20 protein-coding genes and 1 tRNA gene are annotated in these 18,827 nt (G+C 38.9%); 8 read left to right on the forward strand and 13 right to left on the reverse strand.

All coding sequences use genetic code 11. The features are described 5' to 3' along the window. Positions 1-90 precede the first annotated feature (90 nt). Positions 91-1,695, forward strand: a complete 1,605-nt coding sequence (locus TRESU_RS06105) for a DEAD/DEAH box helicase (protein WP_013701394.1) — start codon at positions 91-93, stop codon at positions 1,693-1,695. 14 nt (positions 1,696-1,709) lie between these two features. Then, positions 1,710-3,350: an ABC-F family ATP-binding cassette domain-containing protein gene (locus TRESU_RS06110; protein ID WP_013701395.1), complete on the forward strand. Its 1,641-nt coding sequence runs from the start codon at positions 1,710-1,712 to the stop codon at positions 3,348-3,350. Between the two features lie 70 nt (positions 3,351-3,420). Here the strand turns inward: TRESU_RS06110 and TRESU_RS06115 are convergent, their stop codons facing one another. The 9 genes from TRESU_RS06115 to TRESU_RS06155 all read right to left on the reverse strand — a co-directional run bounded on the left by TRESU_RS06115 (position 3,421) and on the right by TRESU_RS06155 (position 12,283). Beyond that, positions 3,421-5,373, reverse strand: coding sequence for a YncE family protein (locus TRESU_RS06115; protein ID WP_013701396.1), 1,953 nt, complete (start codon positions 5,371-5,373; stop codon positions 3,421-3,423). Between the two features lie 9 nt (positions 5,374-5,382). After that, positions 5,383-6,495, reverse strand: a complete 1,113-nt coding sequence (locus tag TRESU_RS06120) for a M50 family metallopeptidase (protein ID WP_013701397.1) — start codon at positions 6,493-6,495, stop codon at positions 5,383-5,385. Further along, positions 6,492-7,607, reverse strand: coding sequence for a 1-deoxy-D-xylulose-5-phosphate reductoisomerase (gene dxr, locus TRESU_RS06125; protein ID WP_013701398.1), 1,116 nt, complete (start codon positions 7,605-7,607; stop codon positions 6,492-6,494). Before dxr ends, TRESU_RS06120 begins: the two co-directional genes overlap by 4 nt. Beyond that, entirely contained in the window at positions 7,607-8,488 is an 882-nt protein-coding gene (locus TRESU_RS06130) for a phosphatidate cytidylyltransferase (RefSeq protein WP_013701399.1), read from the reverse strand. Before TRESU_RS06130 ends, dxr begins: the two co-directional genes overlap by 1 nt. Continuing rightward, entirely contained in the window at positions 8,485-9,198 is a 714-nt protein-coding gene (gene uppS, locus TRESU_RS06135) for a polyprenyl diphosphate synthase (RefSeq protein WP_013701400.1), read from the reverse strand. The genes TRESU_RS06130 and uppS overlap by 4 nt, the downstream gene beginning before the upstream one ends. 5 nt (positions 9,199-9,203) lie before the next feature. Continuing rightward, a complete protein-coding gene (gene frr / locus TRESU_RS06140; RefSeq protein WP_013701401.1) occupies positions 9,204-9,743 on the reverse strand; it encodes a ribosome recycling factor in 540 nt (179 codons plus the stop codon). A 91-nt stretch (positions 9,744-9,834) separates the two neighbouring features. Further along, complete coding sequence (gene tsf, locus TRESU_RS06145; protein ID WP_013701402.1) at positions 9,835-10,671, reverse strand: translation elongation factor Ts; 837 nt, start codon at positions 10,669-10,671, stop codon at positions 9,835-9,837. Between the two features lie 19 nt (positions 10,672-10,690). Further along, positions 10,691-11,557: a 30S ribosomal protein S2 gene (gene rpsB / locus TRESU_RS06150; RefSeq protein WP_013701403.1), complete on the reverse strand. Its 867-nt coding sequence runs from the start codon at positions 11,555-11,557 to the stop codon at positions 10,691-10,693. A 135-nt stretch (positions 11,558-11,692) separates the two neighbouring features. Further along, positions 11,693-12,283, reverse strand: a complete 591-nt coding sequence (locus TRESU_RS06155; RefSeq protein ID WP_013701404.1) for a Maf family protein — start codon at positions 12,281-12,283, stop codon at positions 11,693-11,695. Positions 12,284-12,341: 58 nt separating this feature from the next. On the opposite strand from TRESU_RS06155, the gene TRESU_RS06160 reads away from it, so the two are divergent. Further along, positions 12,342-12,415, forward strand: a tRNA-Arg gene (locus TRESU_RS06160). Between the two features lie 152 nt (positions 12,416-12,567). On the opposite strand, the gene TRESU_RS06165 is transcribed toward TRESU_RS06160, so the two are convergent. After that, entirely contained in the window at positions 12,568-13,305 is a 738-nt protein-coding gene (locus TRESU_RS06165; protein WP_013701405.1) for a HEAT repeat domain-containing protein, read from the reverse strand. A 69-nt stretch (positions 13,306-13,374) separates the two neighbouring features. Further along, a complete protein-coding gene (locus TRESU_RS06170; protein WP_013701406.1) occupies positions 13,375-13,971 on the reverse strand; it encodes a hypothetical protein in 597 nt (198 codons plus the stop codon). 315 nt (positions 13,972-14,286) lie between these two features. Here TRESU_RS06170 and coaD point away from each other — a divergent pair, with 315 nt between their 5' ends. From coaD to rnc, 4 genes are all read left to right on the forward strand, one after another. After that, entirely contained in the window at positions 14,287-14,784 is a 498-nt protein-coding gene (gene coaD, locus TRESU_RS06175) for a pantetheine-phosphate adenylyltransferase (RefSeq protein ID WP_013701407.1), read from the forward strand. A 148-nt stretch (positions 14,785-14,932) separates the two neighbouring features. Next, positions 14,933-15,121 carry a 50S ribosomal protein L32 gene (gene rpmF / locus TRESU_RS06180; protein WP_013701408.1) on the forward strand — a complete coding sequence of 63 codons (189 nt, stop codon included), beginning with the start codon at positions 14,933-14,935 and terminating at the stop codon, positions 15,119-15,121. A 14-nt stretch (positions 15,122-15,135) separates the two neighbouring features. Next, a complete protein-coding gene (gene acpP / locus TRESU_RS06185; RefSeq protein WP_013701409.1) occupies positions 15,136-15,372 on the forward strand; it encodes an acyl carrier protein in 237 nt (78 codons plus the stop codon). A 153-nt stretch (positions 15,373-15,525) separates the two neighbouring features. Next, complete coding sequence (gene rnc / locus TRESU_RS06190) at positions 15,526-16,272, forward strand: ribonuclease III (RefSeq protein ID WP_013701410.1); 747 nt, start codon at positions 15,526-15,528, stop codon at positions 16,270-16,272. Positions 16,273-16,278: 6 nt separating this feature from the next. Here rnc and TRESU_RS06195 read toward each other — a convergent pair whose 3' ends face one another. After that, complete coding sequence (locus tag TRESU_RS06195) at positions 16,279-17,682, reverse strand: CCA tRNA nucleotidyltransferase (RefSeq protein WP_013701411.1); 1,404 nt, start codon at positions 17,680-17,682, stop codon at positions 16,279-16,281. Positions 17,683-17,722: 40 nt separating this feature from the next. Between TRESU_RS06195 and TRESU_RS14215 the strand changes: the two genes are divergently transcribed. Next, a complete protein-coding gene (locus TRESU_RS14215) occupies positions 17,723-18,409 on the forward strand; it encodes a thiamine diphosphokinase (protein WP_013701412.1) in 687 nt (228 codons plus the stop codon). On the opposite strand, the gene TRESU_RS14915 is transcribed toward TRESU_RS14215, so the two are convergent. Further along, a complete protein-coding gene (locus TRESU_RS14915) occupies positions 18,406-18,651 on the reverse strand; it encodes a hypothetical protein (protein WP_148228271.1) in 246 nt (81 codons plus the stop codon). The genes TRESU_RS14215 and TRESU_RS14915 overlap by 4 nt on opposite strands. Positions 18,652-18,827 lie beyond the last annotated feature (176 nt).

The following is an 18,827-nucleotide window of genomic DNA, read 5'->3' on the forward strand; positions in this document are numbered from 1 at the left end:
AAAAAACTTGTATACTTATTTAAATATTTATAATATAGAAAGAAATTTACTTTTATCGAAAAGATGCAATTATATTTTTAGGATTTAGCAATGAAATTTACAGAATTTTCTTTACACGAGAGCCTTTTGCAGGGAATTGAAGGTGCAGGCTACGTGGATTGTACGCCTGTTCAGGAGCAGGTTTTAAAGTCTTCTTTGGAAGGAAGGGATTTGTATGTTCAGTCGCAGACAGGAACTGGAAAAACTGCGGCGTATTTAACAAGCGTTATTCAGGAGCTTTTGACACGCGGAGAGTCGGCTGGAAAAAAGGCTTTGGTTATGGTTCCTACAAGAGAACTTGCGGTTCAGGTTCAGGAAGAAGCCCAGAAGCTTGCAAAGTTCACTTCACTTAAATGCGCAAGTTTCTATGGCGGTGTTGGCTATGACAAGCAGGTTGCGTCCTTGAAGAAAGGCGTGGACATTATGATTGGAACTCCGGGACGCGTAATCGACTTGAACCATGGAAACCAGATGGATTTGAGTTCTGTTGCTTTTCTTGTGATTGATGAAGCCGACAGGATGTTTGACATGGGATTTTATCCGGATTTAAGAACGCTTATAAAAGTTTTGCCTTCAAGCGAGCAACGGCAGACTATGCTTTTTAGTGCGACCTTGAATTCCTATGTAAAAAATCTTGCTTGGGAATATACGCGCAATCCGGCAGAAATTACAATCGCCGCGGAAAACATAACTGTTGACGAAATTGCCCAGGAGCTTTTCCATGTTTCAAGCGATGACAAAATGAAACTTTTGCTTGGAATTATTTCGCATGAAAAGCCTGAAAGCCTGATTGTTTTCTGCAACACAAAAAAGAGCTGCGAGATTGTCGCAAAACGTCTTAAAATGAACGGATTTGAAAGCGAGTTCATAATAGGAGATCTTCCGCAGAAAAAGCGTCTGACCATAATGGACAAATTTAAAGCTGGAGCTATAAAGTGTCTTGTTGCTACGGATGTCGCTGCCCGTGGAATTGACGTGAACGACCTTGCGATGGTTATAAACTACGACTTGCCAAATGAGGCTGAAAATTACGTGCATCGAATTGGAAGAACTGCCCGTGCCGGAAAATCAGGAAAGGCTTTCACTTTTTGCAGCGAGCAGGACGTTTATTCCTTGCCGCCAATTGAGCGTTATATCGAAAAGTCCATTCCTAGCTGTGTTGCAGATGAATCCATGTTTGCCGAAGACAAAAGCGCAGGTGTTTATATAAAGCTTGACAGCTATCACGAAGATTACAATGACAAAAGCGAATTTGGCCGCCGCCGCGCAGCTGAATATAATAGAAAAAATGGCAATTCAGACAGAAGACGATCTTCAAAAAAAGGAAGCGGACGTTATTCTTCACGCAACGAGGAAGCCAAAAAAGAATACAAGCGCGACAGGCGTGTTTATATTGATGAAGATAAACTTGCCTCAATGTCAACAGAAGAGCGCATGAAAATTTACAAGGAAAAATATGCGTCTTTTGCATCCGGCTCATCTTATAATAAGCAGAAAATTTCTACAAAAAAACAGGGCGTTGCAAAGAAAAATTCTTCAGTGCAAAAAAATGCTTCAGGGAAAAAGAATTATTCTTCAAAGTCTGCTGAATCTAAAAAAACGTCTCAGAAAAAAAGCGTGTTTGCTAGAATAAAATCCTTCTTTGGAAAAAAATAAATCGGAGAAAAAAATTGATTACAGTAACAGACGTAAGCCTAAAGTTTAGTGAAAAACCTTTGTTCAAAGATGTGAACATAAAATTTATGAAAGGAAACTGCTACGGAATTATCGGTGCGAACGGAGCAGGCAAGTCAACTTTCTTGAAAATTCTTTCTGGCGAAATCGAACATGATACGGGAACAATCACAATTACTCCCGGCGAGCGTATGTCGGTTTTAAGCCAGGATCACTTTAAGTATGACGGATATTCGGTAAAGGAAACCGTAAAAATGGGCTACCCGAAGCTTTATCAGCTGGAAAAAGATATTGATGCAATTTATGCAAAGGAAGATTTTTCTGATGAAGATGGAATGAAGGCTGCGGATATGCAGGCGGAATTTGGTGAGCTTGGTGGCTACGAGGCTGAAAATCAGATTGAGCAGATGCTTTCTGGTCTTGGTCTTGAGGAAGAATTCCACGACAGAATGATGAGCGAGCTGGATGAAAGCCAAAAAGTGCGCGTGCTTCTTGCTCAGGCTCTTTTTGGAAATCCTGACTATCTTATCCTCGATGAGCCTACAAACGGTCTTGACCTTGAGTCCATTATTTGGCTTGAAGAATTTCTTTTGGAATTTGAAAACTGCGTTATTGTTGTTTCTCATGACCGTCACTTTTTGAATGCGGTCTGCACATTTACTTGCGATATTGACTACGGAAAAATCACCCAGTTTACCGGAAACTATGATTTCTGGTATCAGATGAGCCAGATTCTTCAAAAGCAGGCAAAAGATCAGCAAAAAAAACGCGAAGACAAAATGGCAGACCTTAAGCAGTTTATCCAGCGTTTTGCAAGCAATGTTTCAAAGTCAGGTCAAGCTTCGAGCCGCAAAAAAATGCTTGAAAAAATGGAGCTTGAGGATATTCCCGTTACAAGCCGCAAATTTCCTTATGTTGGATTTCAGCCTGAACGCGAGATTGGGAACTTTGTCCTTACCGCTGAGAAATTGAATTCAAAGGACGACGATGGAAATGTTCTGCTCAATGACTTTAGCATTACAATTCATCCTGGTGAAAAAGTCGCTTTTGTTGGAATGGAGCATAACTCAATAACTTCATTCTTCGATATTGTTTCGGAAACAAAAAAGCCTGAAAGCGGAACTTACAGCTGGGGTCAGACTACGAGCCATAGCTATATGGGTCGCGACAATTCAGCGTATTTTAACAACGAACTTACAATAACTGACTGGCTCAAGCAATATTCTCCTGATCAGGATGATGCTTATGTACGCGGATTTTTGGGACGTATGCTTTTTTCCGGCGATGATGGACTAAAAAAGGTAAAGGTTCTTTCAGGAGGCGAAAAAGTGCGCTGTATGCTTTCAAAAATGATGCTTAGCGGTGCAAATGTTCTGATTCTTGACGATCCTACAAACCACTTGGATCTTGAGTCAATTGAAAGCTTGAACGAAGGTCTTGTAAAGTTTCCGGGCGTTGTAATGTTTTCAAGCCACGACCATGAGTTCATTTCGACAATTGCAAACAGAATCATCGAAATTACTCCAAAGGGAATAATCGACCGAATGATGAATTTTGATGATTATCTCAAGGATGATCAGGTTAAGCAGCTTAGAAAAGAATATTACGCTGGCTTGAATAAAAAGATAAGAATCTGATTTCAGAGAAAGTCTTTATGAATCCGTGCATTGCATTTTGTTTGCTTTGCGCGGATTTTTTTTGCAAAAATTAGAATTCTATCCAGTCGCCGTCTGTTGTTAAGTACCAGTCCGCAAGAAGAATCTGTGACCTTGGATTGTACCAGGAAATGCTTCCATTATAGTTAAGAACTGCGACTCTATCTTTTGATGCGGCGGCCTTTAGCGGCATAGAAGCGGAGCGGCGGAATACAGTTGTTTTTCCTGCTGAAATGTTGTATGAGCGTACTTGGTTTTTACCGATGTTTGTGAATACAAACGGATATTCAAGTTCTGTAAATGCAGCGGCATCTTCTGACTGCAACGTGAACAGCGAATTTTGGATTCCAGACTTCGGATAGTAAGAAAATACAAATGTCTTAGATGTGCCGTTTACCGAGTCAATTGAAATTCCGTATACAGGAGAATTTTCCTTGTTTTCATCATAGCTTAGAGAGAAAACAACATCTCCATTGAATTTGAGCGGAACAGTTTCTTTTGTCTGGGTGTTTACAGAAACGACTGCGGAATCTCCTTTTCCTGTAGAAGTTTTTGCAACGACAACGAGATTTTCATTTACAAGAACCGCATCTTGAACCGAAGTTCCTGTGTATACAGTTGAATTTGCTCCAGTTCCCATGTCATAGATTGCGACTATTGAAGTTCCAAGAATATAGACAATTTTATTTTTGAATACTCTTAAGTTTTTAAGCTGAGCAGATGGTGTGAATAAAGTCTTTGTATTTTCGCTTCCGTCCAAAGACATCTGCTGAACTGGACGCTGTGTGCCTTTTGACCACAAAATGAGAGAATCGTTGTACTTTAGAATATTTGTATGCGAAAAACTAGAGCCAAGCCTGTACATGGCTTTTGTGTCATAAGAAGTTTTAAATATTGCGTTTTTTGTCAAAAGATAGAAAAGGGTTTCATCAGAATCAATATCGTAGATTTTCTGGTACATATTTTCTGTGATTGCAAAAATGCTGTACAGCTCAGATTCTGGAATGTCTGTCATGGAATAGAGCGCTCCATTTTGTGTTCCTAGCATTACAGTTTCTGCATTTTTTGCGGCGCAGGTAAATTTGTCGCGGCTTTTTAGTCCTGTAAAATTCTTAATGATAAGCGGTGAGGCTGCCGATTTTCCTGTAAGAAGTTTTTTTAATGATTCTTGATCTACAAGTTGCAACGAGAAATTTTTTCCGCCGTCAGCTATAAAATAAAGTCCCTGCTTGTCTTCGTGGCTGGATTTAGAAGTGAAAATGATCGGCGAATTTGCCTGATACTGAGCAAGTGTTTTGCCTGAAGTCGCATCGATTATAAATATTGTATTGTTTTTTTCTCCGGCAATAAATCTGTTTTTGAAATTCCCTGTGCCAAAAAGTGTAAGCTGGTTCAATGAGCTTGGTGCGGAAAATTTCGCCTTGACTTTCATTCCGATTAAATCGTAATAATAGAGCGTTCCAGATTTTGAGTACATGACGGCAGTTTTTTCTGAATCGCCTGTTAGAATGAGCGGAACAATTCCTGAAACATCGGTTGCTTTTTTTATTACAGTTCCAGTGCGCGCATTTAGAACAAAAGTTCCGTTTACCGCCGTTGTTCCTGCAAAAAGATATTTTCCCTTTGCTGAAAACGAAATTGAAACTATTGAGTTTGCGAATTTCTTGGAGAACTTCTTTGCGTAAGTCTTTGAATCTATTACAGTCAGCCTGTGATTTGAAACTCCGTCTGTTTCGTAAACCGCGATGTCTCCGTAAACTGGATTTTTTGCCACAAGCCGCACTTGCAGGTCTGAAACCTGGTAGTGGTCGCCCATTCCGTCCGAAGTCCATTTTATAATAAATCCGTCGTTTCCCACTGAATAAAAGGAGTTGTCAGAAGAAGATTCTGTTTCCGAAGAGAGCAGGGCGTTGACTTTTCCTTCATGTGACTGAGTTGAAGCTATTGTCTGAGAGTAAAGGCTGAACGATAAGAATAGCAGAACGATATTTATGAGTTTTTTCATGGAAAACCTCTATTTTTTTAGGAAATAAATTATGTCGCCTGTAATGGCAAATATAAAAAGAAGTGCTATAAAAAATATTCCGACAAACTGAATATAGTACAAAACTTTTGGATTTATTTTCTTGCGTGCCAAAAATTCTATCAGCGCAAAAAGAATCAAGCCGCCGTCCAAAACTGGAATAGGAAGCAGGTTCGTTAAAAAAAGTGAAATGCTTATAAGCGCAAGAAATTCCAGCGTGGAAACTACGCCTTCTTTAAATCCTGCCGCAAATCCCTGTTTTACAGTTGTTCCCAAAATCGAAGTGATTCTTACCGGTCCTGAAACTGCATTTGTAAGATTCACGCCTTTGAATAGAATTCTTATGCTTTTTCCTGTTAACGCAATAATTTTTGCGCTTTGTACGAATCCTTCTTTGCATGCGCCGAAAAATCCGTGCCTTGGATATTCATGTGCAACAACTGATTCCGGGTCTGAAACAATTCCAAGTTTTCCAATGCCCGTTTCTTTGTCTAGTTCAGTTTTCACATTAAAGAAAAGAATTTTATCTTCACGCTCAACTTCAATTTGTATATTTTCATCTGGATGAGTTGAAATAAAGGCTGCGATTTCGCTGAAGTCATTTACTGCTGTTCCATTCAGGCTTAAAATTTTGTCTCCGCTTTCCATTCCGGCATTATGGGCAGGAGAATAAAGTTCAGGGTAGATTTCGTCTGCCATGGAAACTTTTGTGCCTGCGCTGTAGTACGTATAGCCGATAATTGCAATTGTAAAAAATGCAAGAAATCCGAACAGAAAATTCGCAAACGGACCTGCAAATGCTATTGCGAGTCTTTTTAAAGGATGAATGCCGTAAAATGAATCTTTTTCGCCTTGAATTTCCTTTAGATTTTTTTCCATTGCATCTTGAAAATCCTTTTCGCCTTTCATTGCGCAGTATCCGCCCAAAGGAATAAGGGAAATTCTGTAGTCAGTTTCTTTCCAAGTGCGATGAACTAAAACCGGTCCCATTCCGATTGAAAAGGCTTCAACTTTTACTCCGAAAATTCTTGCAGCTATAAAATGCCCTAGTTCATGGAAAAATACAAGAAAACCAAGTCCTAGAATTCCCAAAACAAATGTCAACGGATTCCTCCTGACAGCAAAGCAAGCTGACGTTCTGCTTCAAGGCGGACTTTTTTATCAATGCTGAAAATTTCTTCAATTGAAACTGGCTGTGTGCCCCAGTCAAGCTCAAGTGTGTTGATTACAATTTTTGCAATATCAGTGAAGGCGCATTTTTTTTCAAGAAAAGCCTGAACTGCAATTTCGTTTGCGGCATTGAATGCGATTGTGTAACTTGCGCCTTTTTTTGCGCAGCTGAACGCTGTCTTCAAAAGCGGAAACGAGTCAAATCTTGGAGCGGAAAATGTCATTTCTTTGCAAGATGCAAGGTCAAATTTTTCAAGATAATTTTCTGAAAGTTCCGGCCAGACTAACGCTCCGAATATTGGATGGCGCATATCGGGATTTGAAATTTGCGCATACAGCATTCCGTCCTTTGTTCTTACGAGCGAATGAATCAGGCTTTGCGGATGAACTACAACGCTCACTTTTTCTGGTGGAAAATCAAAAAGTCTGCAAGCCTCAATAACTTCAAGACCTTTGTTTGCAAGACTTGCACTGTCGATTGTGATTTTTGGTCCCATTGACCAAGTCGGATGCTTTAATGCGTCTTCAATTGAAACTGTCTTTAGCTCTTCATCTGAAAGATTTCTAAACGGTCCGCCACTTGCGGTTATTATTATTTCGCTTATATTTTTCGAGCCTATTTTCTGCACTAAGTTGAATATTGCCGAGTGCTCGCTGTCTACTGGAATTATTCTTGCTCCGTTTTTTAGGGCAGTTTCCTTTACAAGATTCCACGCCATTACAACTGTTTCTTTGTTTGCAAGTGCCAAGTCGATTCCATTTTCCAAAACAAGAGCTGAAGGTTTGAGCCCGGCAGCTCCAGCTATTCCGTTTACTGCAATATCGGCTTTGCTTTCTTTTATGAGTTTTTCAAGACCTTCGATTCCATCTTTTGAAAAAACAGTTCCTTTGCAGTTGAATTCGCGGCATAATTCTTTTACTTTTTCTTCATTTTTTCCAGCTGAAATTCCGCATACTTCAAAACTGCCGCTCATTTTGCGTGCAATGTCAAGAGTCTGGCTTCCGATTGATCCGGTGCAGCCTAAAACAAGAATTCTTTTTTTCATCAGTTGAATGGTCCGAATAAAATTGAAACTAAAAGATAGAAAATAGGAGCGGAAACAACGATGGAGTCAATTGAATCCAAAATTCCTCCGCGCCCAGGAATTATTTTGCCGGAATCTTTTATTCCAGATGAGCGTTTTAATACAGATTCTGTCAAGTCGCCGACAATTGAAGAAAGAGCCATGCAAAGTCCTGTAAAGACAATCTTAAGAATTGAGCCTGAAAAAATTTGCGGCCACAAGTAATAGCCTAAAATTCCAGCTCCTACAGAACCGATGAATCCGCCGATGAATCCGATGCAGCTTTTGTTTGGACTTGCTTTTACAATTCCGCGGTTTCTTTTTCCGAATAAAACGCCCAAAAACCATGCTATGCTGTCGCACATAAAAACCATCAGGATAAAGACGCAAACAACTGGAACTGTTATATTTTTTCCGTCAAGAGTCCAAGTTGTCATTCTTGAAATAAATGTAAGCAAAAATCCTGTGTATGTTATTATAAAAATAGAGGAGGCGAGGCGTGTGTTTGAGGCTTCAAATTCTTTTTGGGAAAAAACTTCGACTGTAAATAAAATCAAAATCGTCACGATATACGCAAATGTTATAATTTCCTGTCCTGAATAAAAGCTGATTCCCAAAGACGGCAAAATGGCATAAAGAGCCGCCACAAGTGGAATGAAAATGCTTTCAGCTATAATAAGTTTTTTATTCAGAAGCTTGTATTTCACAGAAAAAATATCATAAAGTTCCGATGCTCCAAGCGCAGAAATCAAGCAGACCAAAATATGAAGCAAAATGTGATTGCAAAAAGGCGCGACTATAAAGGCTATGACAATAGGAATTCCGATAAAAAAAATCAATAAACGGGAAACAACTTTATTCATACTGGAACAGCTCCAAATCTTCTACTTCTTTTTTGAAACTCTCCTATGTCTTTGAAAAATTCTTCCTTGTAATAATCAGGCCAAAGCGTATCTGAAAAAAGCAGCTCCGCATAAGCCGAGTGCCACATCAGAAAATTGCTTAGTCTCTTTTCTCCGCCAGTTCTTATAAGCAAATCTACATCAGGAAGCTCTGGAACATCAAAGCTTTTTGAAATAGATTCTTCTGAAATTTCAGATTCAGTTTTTCCTTCGGCAATAAGTTTTTTTACACCGCGGATAATTTCGTCGCGTCCGCCATAGTTTATTGCGAGGCAAATTGTAAGCCCTGTAAGATTTTCTGTATCTTTTTCGATTTGATTAATGTCTTTTCTTACATTTTCCGGCAGTCTTGACTTGTCGCCGAGCATACGGACTCTAACGTTGTTGTATTTGCAGAAGTCGAATTCCTTTAAAAGATATGAATGTATAAGGTTCATTAAAAATCCAACTTCCTGCTCTGTGCGTTTCCAGTTTTCTGTTGAAAAAACATAAAAAGTAAGGAATTTCAAGCCGATGTCAGAAGCCGCTTTTGCAATTTCTTTTGCTCTTTTTAAGCCTTCTGTGTGGCCGTTGGTTCTGAGTAGATTCCGCTTTTTTGCCCAGCGACCATTGCCGTCCATAATTATTCCTACATGAACAGGCAATGCGTCATTGTTGAATAAATCATCCATGGAATTTATTCCATTATTTCCTTTTCTTTTGCTTCGTAAATTCCGTTGATTTCTTCAATATATTTATCAGTGAGCTTCTGAAGTTTTTCAGTTTCAGTCTTGAGCTGATCTTCTGTAAGTTCGCCTGCTTTTTGCTGTTTTTTTAAATCTTCATTTCCATCGCGGCGGATATTTCTGATTGTTGTGCGGTAATTTTCCGCTGTAGCTTTTGCTTGCTTTACAAGCTCTTTTCTTCTGTCTGCTGTAAGAGGCGGAATTGCAATGCGGATTACCTTTCCGTCATTATTTGGATTTAGTCCAAGCTCTGCTTTCTGGATAGCTTTTTCAATATCGCCCATAATTGACTTGTCAAAAGGAGAAATTACAATTGTGCGGGCTTCTGGAATTGAAATGTTTCCAACTTGATTCAGCGGTGTAGGTGTTCCATAGTAGTCAACACGTACTTTGTCAAAAATTGCTGCGCTGGCTCTTCCTGTTCTGATTGATTTGTATTCTTCCTTCAATGAGTTGACTGTTTTTTCCATTCGGCTTTCGTTGTCTGCCATAATTTCTCCAAATAATTAAGTCTTTTTTTTTTAAGTCGATTAAAAAGAACTGCGGCAAGCACTTTGCTTTGAAAATGCCTGCCGCAATATTTTATTTTCCTAAAAGCAAAAGATTTATGCTGACAAATTCAAGGGTTGCGCCCACTGATTTTCCAACTTCATCAAGTTTTGCTTTTACAGACTTTTTGTCGTCTTTTACAAACATCTGGTCAACAAAACAGATTTCGGCAAGATGCTTGTTGATTTTGCCCTGAAGAATTCCGTCCTTTACATTCTGCGGCTTTGAAGCCATTTTTGGATCGTCTTCCATCTGTTTTGCAAAAATCTCTTTCTGCTCATTGATGTATTCAGCCGGAACATCTTCCTGTTTATTGTAAGCAGGAGTAAATGCAGCAAGGTGCATACAGCAGTCGCGTGCAAATTCCTTTACTTTTTCGTCTGTAGAGCCTTTGATAACTGTAACAGCTGCAGTCTTGAAGTCAGAGTGAATGTAAATTCCTGCAACTGAATTTTCAGGAACATCGATAACCTGAATCTTTGATAAAGACATATTTTCGCGTGTGCGTGTTGCAAAGTCCAAAAGAACATCAGAAAGCTCTTTGTTGATTTCTGTGTATCCTTTTGCAAAAATTTCATCAAGGATTTTCTCACCGCAAGCAATGAATTCTGCATTCTTTGCAACAAAATCAGTTTCGCATACAAGCTCAACAACAGCAACTTTGTTTCCATTCTGACGGATAAAAATGCGTCCTTCAGAAGTTGCGCGTTCTGCACGTTTTGCAACTGCGGCAAGTCCTTTTTCTTTCAAGAGCTTTACTGCTGCGTCAAAGTCTCCGTTTGTATCAACAAGAGCTTTTTTGCAGTCCATCATTCCTGCGCCTGTTGTTTCGCGCAAGTCTTTTACCATAGCGGCTGTAATATCTGCCATTTTCTACTCCGAGATATTTTTATTTTGTGTAATTGTCCTCGTCCAAAAGCTCGCTTTCTCTTTTGTCAGCTTCTGCGTCTTCTTCTTTTGGCTCTGTAGGAGTGTAGTTCGAATAGTCAACAATTTCTTCATCTTCTTTCTTGGTTGTTGCGTCTGTTGTAACGTCATCTTCGTCTCCAAGAGTGTCGATGATTTTAAGTCCCTGTTCATTGTCTGCTTCGATTACGGCGTTCGCAATAATAGAAGTAAAGAGGCTGATTGCGCGGATTGCGTCATCGTTGCCAGGAATAGGGTAGTTGATTCCTTCTGGATTGCAGTTTGTATCAACAATAGCAATGATAGGAATTCCCATGCGGCGTGCTTCTGCAACAGCAATCTGCTCTTTGTGTGTGTCAATGATAAATACTGCGCCAGGAAGTTCCTTCATGTCTTTCATTCCACCGTAGTTCTTTGTAAGAGTTTCTTTCTCTTTCATGTATGCGGCGACTTCTTTCTTTGTGAGCTTATCGAAAGTTCCGTCAACTTCCATTTTTTCAATTTTCTTAAGACGGAGAAGTGATTTTTTGATTGTTGTAAAGTTTGTGAGTGTTCCACCAAGCCAACGGTTATTTACATAGTACATTCCGCAGCGTTCTGCTTCTTTTGCAATAGCTTGCTGTGCCTGTTTTTTTGTTCCTACGAAAAGAACTGATTTTCCTGATGATGCAACTTTACGTACAACATCATAGCTGTCTTTGATTGCAGTGATTGTTTTCTGCAGGTCAATAATGTGGATTCCGTTGCGTTCTGCGAAGATGTACTTCTTCATACGTGGATCCCAGCGTTTTACTTGATGTCCGAAATGAACTCCAGACTCAAGAAGACTTTTCATGGTTACAACTGCCATGATTAACTCCTTCACCGGAAAATTTCCTTAATGCTGAAAATTTTCCACCGGCTTTGTTTCTCGTAGCTGATTTATCAGCCCGGATGATTTCGTAACATATTTTCTTTATGAAAAAATGTCCGGCAAAATCGTTTATCAAACTGTAAACTTATAATTTTGCTCTTTAAGCATATCATATAGCTCAAATATAGGCAAGCCCATTACAGAGCTTTCAGTTCCTTCGATTTTCTTTATGAAGCATGAGGCTTTTCCCTGAATTCTATATGCGCCCGCGGCTCCGTGCCATTCGCTTGTTTCAAGATAGGATTCAATTTCGGCTTCTGACATTGCGGCAAAAGTTACTTTGTTTACACTTGTTCTTGTCGCCATGTAGTGGGCGGTTCCATTAAAAAGCGCGATTCCAGTGATTACTTTGTGTGTTGTTCCTTGCAGTGAATTTAGGAATTCTCTTGCCTCATCCTGATTTTTTGGTTTGCCGAAGATTTTATTTTTGTGGAGGATTATTGTGTCTGCTGCCAGAATCCAGCCGATTTCGTTTTCCGCCGGAATCTTTCTTGCAACCGCATCTATTTTTCTTGCTGCTAAAAATTCCGCGGCTTCCTCTGGCTTTATGTCGGCAGGAATTGTCTCGTCAATATTCGCAGGATTTACAATGAAAGGGATGTTTAGGAATTTTAAAATCTTTTGCCGCCTAGGAGAAGAAGAAGCTAATATTATTGGTTCCATAATGTTTTTTTTTCAGTTGACATTTTAAAAACAAAAATATAATCTATCTTTGCTTTTCGGGAGATTAGCTCAACTGGATAGAGCGTCGGCCTCCGGAGCCGAAGGTTGTGGGTTCGAATCCCGTATCTCTCAGTTACTTTTTTTAATCTAAATTCCTTTTAAAAAATAAAACTGATTGTGTAGAAGAATCCGAATAGAAAACTAAGAGGCTTTTGTGAAGCGACTGTGGTTTGGATTTTCAGCCGCTTTTGTAAAACTTGCAGGCGAAAAACGCCTGCGGTCTTTTATTTTCCCTCTTTATTGTTGTTTGAATTGTTGCTTCCCTGAATGGACTTTAAAAGCTGCAATGCCTTTTGTCTTACAGGTCTTACATATTTGTAGTTTGTTCCGATTGAAGAAATTGACTGAATCATTTCATTTTTGTTCTGAACTGTAGGAGCAAGTTTTTCGTAAGCGTTAAGAACTTCGAGCGCAAGCGAACTTGTAGGGTTGAGGGCGGCATACTTTTTATGCACGAATTCAATCATGTTTACAACTTCGTCATTGTCGTTCATGCCGATATTTCCCAATGAACGGATAGCTGCTGTAACAACCATAGGCTCTTTGTCTTCTGTGGCAATTGAAACAAGCATATTCTTTGATTCAACTGTAGGAATTTCTCCAAGAAGATCGCAGGCTTTTGCGCGGATGTCCGGGAAGTTGTTCATTATGCGGCCGTTTGTGCGCGACTGACTTTTTATTCCTTCACCTGCAAGGCGGGAAAGTGCTGCTGCCATGTCTGGAGAACTTCTTCCAGAGCCGATAGCTTCTTCCAAGTACTGCAAGGCTACAATCTTATTGTCATATTCATCAGAAGCGGCAAGCTCTCCGATTATTACATCTTGTACGCTGCTTAAGTATTCGTCTTCTACAGTCGTTTCGTTTCTTGAAGTCTGCTCTTTTCCATTCTGCTGTTCCTGTGCAAAAACTGCCTGGCAAATAAAAATACAACAGGCGCCTGCAATCAGCTTTGATACTTTCATAACTATTCCTCCTTATGGAATCTTTTCAAGTTTAGAATATTTTTCACAAAAAAGCAAGAAAAATGTAACTTAGTCCGGGTTCTTTGGAAGCACAAGTTTCCACTGGCCGTTAACCTTGTGGAAGTTGTAGTAAACTACGTCTGTGTTGTTCTGAACTTGAACAGCTTTTACAAGTGATTTTGTTTCGTAGCGGATTTCATCAACTGTGTGTCCGGCTCTTGCTGGAATAAAAACAAATTTGAAATAGTCTTCGATTGTATTCAGCCTTAGACCTTTTTTTGGAAGTCTGTTTGCCGCTTTCTGTAGATTTTGTCTTTTTGACCAATAGTTTAAACTGTCCGAATCAAGATATGAAATCCAGCCGCGGTAATCCATGTTTTTCATGTAAGTGTCAAGATCTTTGATTATATTTAGGATTCTTGACTTGTCTTCATTGAAAACTTCCTTTGAGACAGAAACCGCTGTTGTTGATCTTGTGTATTCATCGTCAGTTTTTTCAACAACTATAGGCTCTTCTTCAATTTCCTGGACTGGCTCTGGTTCTTCTATTACTACTGGTTTTTCTGGCTGCTCTTCTGTCTGGGGAGTTTTTTCAACAGTGGCAGAGGTGCAGGATAAAAACACAAATAGTGAAATTAAGCTTAGTTTTGTAAAGAATTTTTCCATAAAAGCAATTCTAATATCTTTCTCTTGTTTGGTCAATTAAAAGTCCCGGGTAAACGCATTATAAATGTATTCAGCATAAAACTGGCTTCCAGACACGGTTTCCGGGTGCAAAATCGCGCGATAATGCGCCACACTCTGATTGTTGCAAAGCAACTATAGAATTGCCCGCTCACACGGCCGCAACAATCAGAGTGTTTTTTACACCGGGAACAGTTCCTTCGCGCAAACTTTACTTAAATTATTTATAATGCGTTTGCACTGTTAATTGATTTTGTTTTCATTGTTAAAAATCTTGAAATCTGTTAGAATATCTGCATGACTACAGCTGTTTTTCCAGGGTCTTTTGATCCTCCGACTTACGGACATTTGAATATAATAGAAAGAGCGAGCCGCCTTTTTGATAAGATTGATGTTTTGATTTCTGTAAATCCTGACAAAAAATGTCTTTTTTCTGACAAGGAACGCTACGACTTGCTTATAAAGCTTACTGAAAACTACAAAAATGTTACTGTTCATATATGGAATACACTTGTTGCCGACTACTGCAGAAAATCCGGCGCAAATGTGCTGATTAGGGGAGTGCGGAACGCTATGGATTTTTCTCATGAGTTTGACCTTTCCCTTATGAACAAGCACTTGAACAGCGATGTTGAAACTCTTTTGATTCCGACTGCGCAGAAATATTTTCTTGTGCGCTCAAGCAGCATAAAGGAAGTTGCCCGTTTTGGCGGCGACATAAGCACAATGGTTCCAAAACTTGTTGAAATCGAGATGAAAAAGAAGTTTTTTGTGCAGAATTCTGTTTCAAAATAACAAAAATCGTCAAAATGTCATAAAAAGATGATGAAATTCATTGACAAATGTTTCATAATGCAAGTATAATTCTTGACAAGAAATAGGAATCTGTAGTAATATCAAAAACCGTTATACAGACGACTAAAAATTATAGCGAGGATATATTATGGCAGTACCTAGATCGAAAACTTCAAAAGCTGTAACCAAGAGAAGACGTGGCGTTAATATGCATCTTGACACACCGAATCTTGTAGCATGCGGAAACTGCGGAAACTTGGTTCTTCCGCACCACGTATGCAAGAAATGCGGTTTCTACAAGGGCCGTCAGGTTCTTACTCCAGAAGTTAATGGCTAAATCAGGAGACTAAAATGGACGAATTGTTTGTAAAGATTCAGAAGCTTATCGCTGAAAAACTCGGAATTGATGAGTCAAAAGTTACAATGGATGCATCTTTCCGTGGCGACCTTGGAGCAGACAGCCTTGACACTTATGAGCTTGTTTATGCTATTGAAGAGGAAATGGGTGTTTCTATTCCTGATGACAAGGCTAATGAATTTGAAACTGTAAAAGATGCTTACGACTACATCAAGTCTCAGCAGCAGTAATTTCTGATTTTCAGTTTTAGCGAGGCACAGTCTGATGGCTGTGCTTTTTTTGTTTATTTGCTGTTTGCCAAAATGTAAAATCGGTGGATTCAAGCCTTTGAATTTGGTTTGTTTTGTTTCGGTGTTTTTTTTTTATTTTGTTCGGATTATAAAATGGGTTTTAAAGGTCTTTTTTATCCAGAAAAAAGTTTGACAAGAGAAAGAAAAAAGGAGCTTGATGAATTTTGCAGGCATTTAAAGCTTCATTTTAAAAATTATTCTTTGCTGGATTTGGCGTTTCATCACAGATCTTATTCAAACGAAAATACTTCCTATAAGAGATATAACAATGAGCGTCTTGAATTTCTTGGGGACAGCGTGCTTGGACTTGCGACTGCTGCATTTTTGTATAATGATATGTCGCAGAACAAAGAAGGCGATCTTGCAAAAATAAAAGCGAATGTTGTAAGCGAGCAGTCTCTTGCGCCGATTGCTGTTGAAAAAATGCACATTGACAAATATCTTGTGCTTGGAAAAGGCGAGGAGCTTTCTGGCGGAAGAACAAAAAAGGCTATTCTGGCAGATGCTGTTGAGGCTGTTATAGGTGCTTTGTATATTGATTCTGGATATGAAAGCGCGGAGAGGCTTGTTCTTGAACTGATTATTCCTGAAATAAGAAAAGTTCAAAGCGATCACGGAAGCAAGGATTATAAAACTTTGCTTCAGGAATTTTATCAGAAAAAAACAAATGCTTGTCCTTCTTATTCGCTTGTAAGGACAACTGGTCCGGATCATGACAGAATTTTTTATGTCTCTGTAAAGCTCGGAGATGTTGTTTACGGACCTGCTAGCGGAAAAAACAAAAAATCAGCGGAACAGGCGGCAGCTGGAGTTGCTTGCAAGGCTCTTGGAATTGAATAAGCTATTTTAAACAGAATATTTTTCACTGAATAGTTTTTTTGCAAGTCCGATCAGTTTTTCTTTGTCGTTCATTTCTGGAGAGTCAGTTACAGTTTCGAAAAGTTCATTTAGAATTTTTCCCATTATTTTTCCGCTTGGAATTCCTTCCGACATTAAATCTTTTCCATTTACTTTTAAATCTTTCAGGCTTAGAGCGGAATTTTCAGCCATAAGTTTTTCAATTCGTTTTTTCAATTCAACAAGAAGATTCCAGGACGGGCTGTTTTGCTGAAGCGGAACTCTGTGCATTCCATAAATATCTGCGAGCCGCAAAAGAAAAAGATTGTCAAGATTTTCCGCGCCAACTCTTATTATAAATCTTCGCACCGCCGAATCTGTCCAGCTGCTTTCATAATGGAACATATGCTCTTTTACAAGGTGGCTTACTTTTCTAATTTCATCGTTTGAAAATTTCAGTGAAGCCATTGATGCCTTTGCTTTTTCCGCTGAAATCTGCTCATGCCCGTGAAAATGAATTCTTTCTTTTCCATTGACAATCTCAATTGTTTTTGATTCTGGCTTTCCTATGTCGTGATAAAAAGCCGCAAGTCGGACTGTGAGGTTTTCTTTTGGGCATCCATCGCAGGCATATAAAATATGATCCGCAACATCAAATTCGTGGAATCCTCTTTCGTCCTGCTGAAGACAATTTCTGCAAACAGAAAACTGCGGAATAAATATTTTTAGCATTCCTGTCTGCTCCAGCAGTTTTAATCCAACACTAGGTTTTTCTGTCTTAAGGATTTTACAGAACTCATCACGGAATCTTTCCGTGGAAATGCCTTCAACTTTTTTTAGAATTTTTTCTTGCGAGATTGCGTCAAATGTTTTTTCTTCAATTTCAAATCCGAGCTGTCCTGAAAATCTTATTGCTCTTACAGGTCGAAGTCCGTCTTCTGAAAACCGTTCGAATGGATCTCCGACTGTCCTGATTATTTTTCTTTGAATGTCTTTTTGTCCATCAAATGGATCTGTGATTTTTCCTGTTGAAAGTTCTGCGGCAATCGCATTCATTGTAAAGTCGCGCCGTGAAAGATCTTCTTCGATTGTTTCTGCATATTTAACTTTGTCAGGATGCCTTCCGTCTGAATAGTCTGTTTCTGTTCTAAAAGTTGTTGTTTCAAGTTCGAGTCCAAAAATGTGAATTGTTACAGTTCCGTGCGCAATTCCAGTCGGGACTACATTTCTAAAAATTTTCATTACTTGCTCTGGAGTCGCATTTGTCGCAATGTCGTAGTCGTGGCAAGTTTTTCCCATTAGCATATCACGGACAGCTCCGCCAACAAGATAAGACTTAAAACCGTTGTCTGAAAAAATTTTGCTGACTTTGATTAGTTTTTCTGGAATTTTTACACTTTTTGATGAAAACATGGTAACATACAATATCAAATTTTGAACGGAATTTCTATCTATGAATATTTTTATTTTTACCGGTGGAGAAGCTCCGTCTCCAGAAACAGCAAAGCCTTTTTTTGAAAAATGCAAGCCTGACTACGTTATTGCCGCTGATTCTGGACTTGAAACTTTGGATTTATATGCGGAAGCTTTTGGTGAGGATTTTGCACCTAATCTGATTCTTGGCGACATGGACAGTTTGAAAAATTTGTCTTTGCTTGAGAAATATAAAAATGCAAAACGTGAACTTTTTCCGAGCGACAAGGATTTTACCGACACGGAACTTGCGCTTTCTACTGCAAGGGAAATTGGCAAAACTGCGTCGGTTGTTCTTGTGGGCGGAAATGGCGGCTGCCTGGATCATCTTATTTCAATTTACGATTCTTTTTCCGAAGATTTTCATGCTGATGTTTGGCTTTGTGTAAATCAGGCTGTTTATTTTCTTGCTGAAAAAAAATCGGCGGAAGTTTTTAATTTGCAGCTTGAAGACAGAATTTCAGTTTCGCGCCTTACAGATAATTTTGACAATTCCTTTGTTGAGGCGGAAGGATTTGAGTGGAACTGTTTTAGAAAAAAAGGAATGGCAAGTGTTTCAAATAGAATTTCCAAAGAAAATTTTTTGCATAAAAATCCGGCTAAACTTTTTGCAAAAAAAGGATCTTTTTTGATTTTTGCTCCGTACCATTGCGAGGTAAAAATTTAAATTCCTTTTGCAATAATTGAAATTGTTCTTGCAAGAAAAAAAATTCCCGCGGAAAAAACACACGAAAGTATATATACAAAAAAATAAATCCAGTATGATTTTCTTTTCGATATAAAAAAAAGAATAATGCTTTGAAGAATTCCGGCTGCGGAAAAAACAAAAAGTCCTAAAATTGTTGCTGAGCATGAAGTCAAAACAAAGTTCAATGTGCTGTCAAGAAAATCTTGATAAGAGCCGCTCACATAAAGAACTATAAGAAAAGTGGATAACAGAAATAAAAAAAGGGAAGTGCGCCCTGTAAGTTTAAAGAGAAAAGAACGGTTGATTTTTTTTAGTCTATCCAAGGAATCCATTTTCTGTGAATTTGCTTTAAAATATTTATACAAAACAGTATAATAAAAACTGCATAATTTATCGA

The organism is Treponema succinifaciens DSM 2489 (assembly GCF_000195275.1).
Classification (GTDB): Bacteria; Spirochaetota; Spirochaetia; order Treponematales; family Treponemataceae; genus Treponema_D; species Treponema_D succinifaciens.

What these genes read in the sequence shown, in the direction of transcription:
- dxr (WP_013701398.1), bottom strand. Translation starts at nt 7,607, where the DNA reads ATGAAAAAAAGAATTCTTGTTTTAGGCTGCACCGGATCAATCGGAAGC.
- rpmF (WP_013701408.1), top strand. Translation starts at nt 14,933, where the DNA reads ATGGCAGTACCTAGATCGAAAACTTCAAAAGCTGTAACCAAGAGAAGA.
- tsf (WP_013701402.1), bottom strand. Translation starts at nt 10,671, where the DNA reads ATGGCAGATATTACAGCCGCTATGGTAAAAGACTTGCGCGAAACAACA.
- coaD (WP_013701407.1), top strand. Translation starts at nt 14,287, where the DNA reads ATGACTACAGCTGTTTTTCCAGGGTCTTTTGATCCTCCGACTTACGGA.
- rnc (WP_013701410.1), top strand. Translation starts at nt 15,526, where the DNA reads ATGGGTTTTAAAGGTCTTTTTTATCCAGAAAAAAGTTTGACAAGAGAA.
- acpP (WP_013701409.1), top strand. Translation starts at nt 15,136, where the DNA reads ATGGACGAATTGTTTGTAAAGATTCAGAAGCTTATCGCTGAAAAACTC.
- TRESU_RS06105 (WP_013701394.1), top strand. Translation starts at nt 91, where the DNA reads ATGAAATTTACAGAATTTTCTTTACACGAGAGCCTTTTGCAGGGAATT.
- TRESU_RS06165 (WP_013701405.1), bottom strand. Translation starts at nt 13,305, where the DNA reads ATGAAAGTATCAAAGCTGATTGCAGGCGCCTGTTGTATTTTTATTTGC.
- TRESU_RS06115 (WP_013701396.1), bottom strand. Translation starts at nt 5,373, where the DNA reads ATGAAAAAACTCATAAATATCGTTCTGCTATTCTTATCGTTCAGCCTT.
- TRESU_RS14215 (WP_013701412.1), top strand. Translation starts at nt 17,723, where the DNA reads ATGAATATTTTTATTTTTACCGGTGGAGAAGCTCCGTCTCCAGAAACA.
- uppS (WP_013701400.1), bottom strand. Translation starts at nt 9,198, where the DNA reads ATGGATGATTTATTCAACAATGACGCATTGCCTGTTCATGTAGGAATA.
- TRESU_RS06195 (WP_013701411.1), bottom strand. Translation starts at nt 17,682, where the DNA reads ATGTTTTCATCAAAAAGTGTAAAAATTCCAGAAAAACTAATCAAAGTC.
- TRESU_RS06155 (WP_013701404.1), bottom strand. Translation starts at nt 12,283, where the DNA reads ATGGAACCAATAATATTAGCTTCTTCTTCTCCTAGGCGGCAAAAGATT.
- frr (WP_013701401.1), bottom strand. Translation starts at nt 9,743, where the DNA reads ATGGCAGACAACGAAAGCCGAATGGAAAAAACAGTCAACTCATTGAAG.
- rpsB (WP_013701403.1), bottom strand. Translation starts at nt 11,557, where the DNA reads ATGGCAGTTGTAACCATGAAAAGTCTTCTTGAGTCTGGAGTTCATTTC.
- TRESU_RS06170 (WP_013701406.1), bottom strand. Translation starts at nt 13,971, where the DNA reads ATGGAAAAATTCTTTACAAAACTAAGCTTAATTTCACTATTTGTGTTT.
- TRESU_RS06130 (WP_013701399.1), bottom strand. Translation starts at nt 8,488, where the DNA reads ATGAATAAAGTTGTTTCCCGTTTATTGATTTTTTTTATCGGAATTCCT.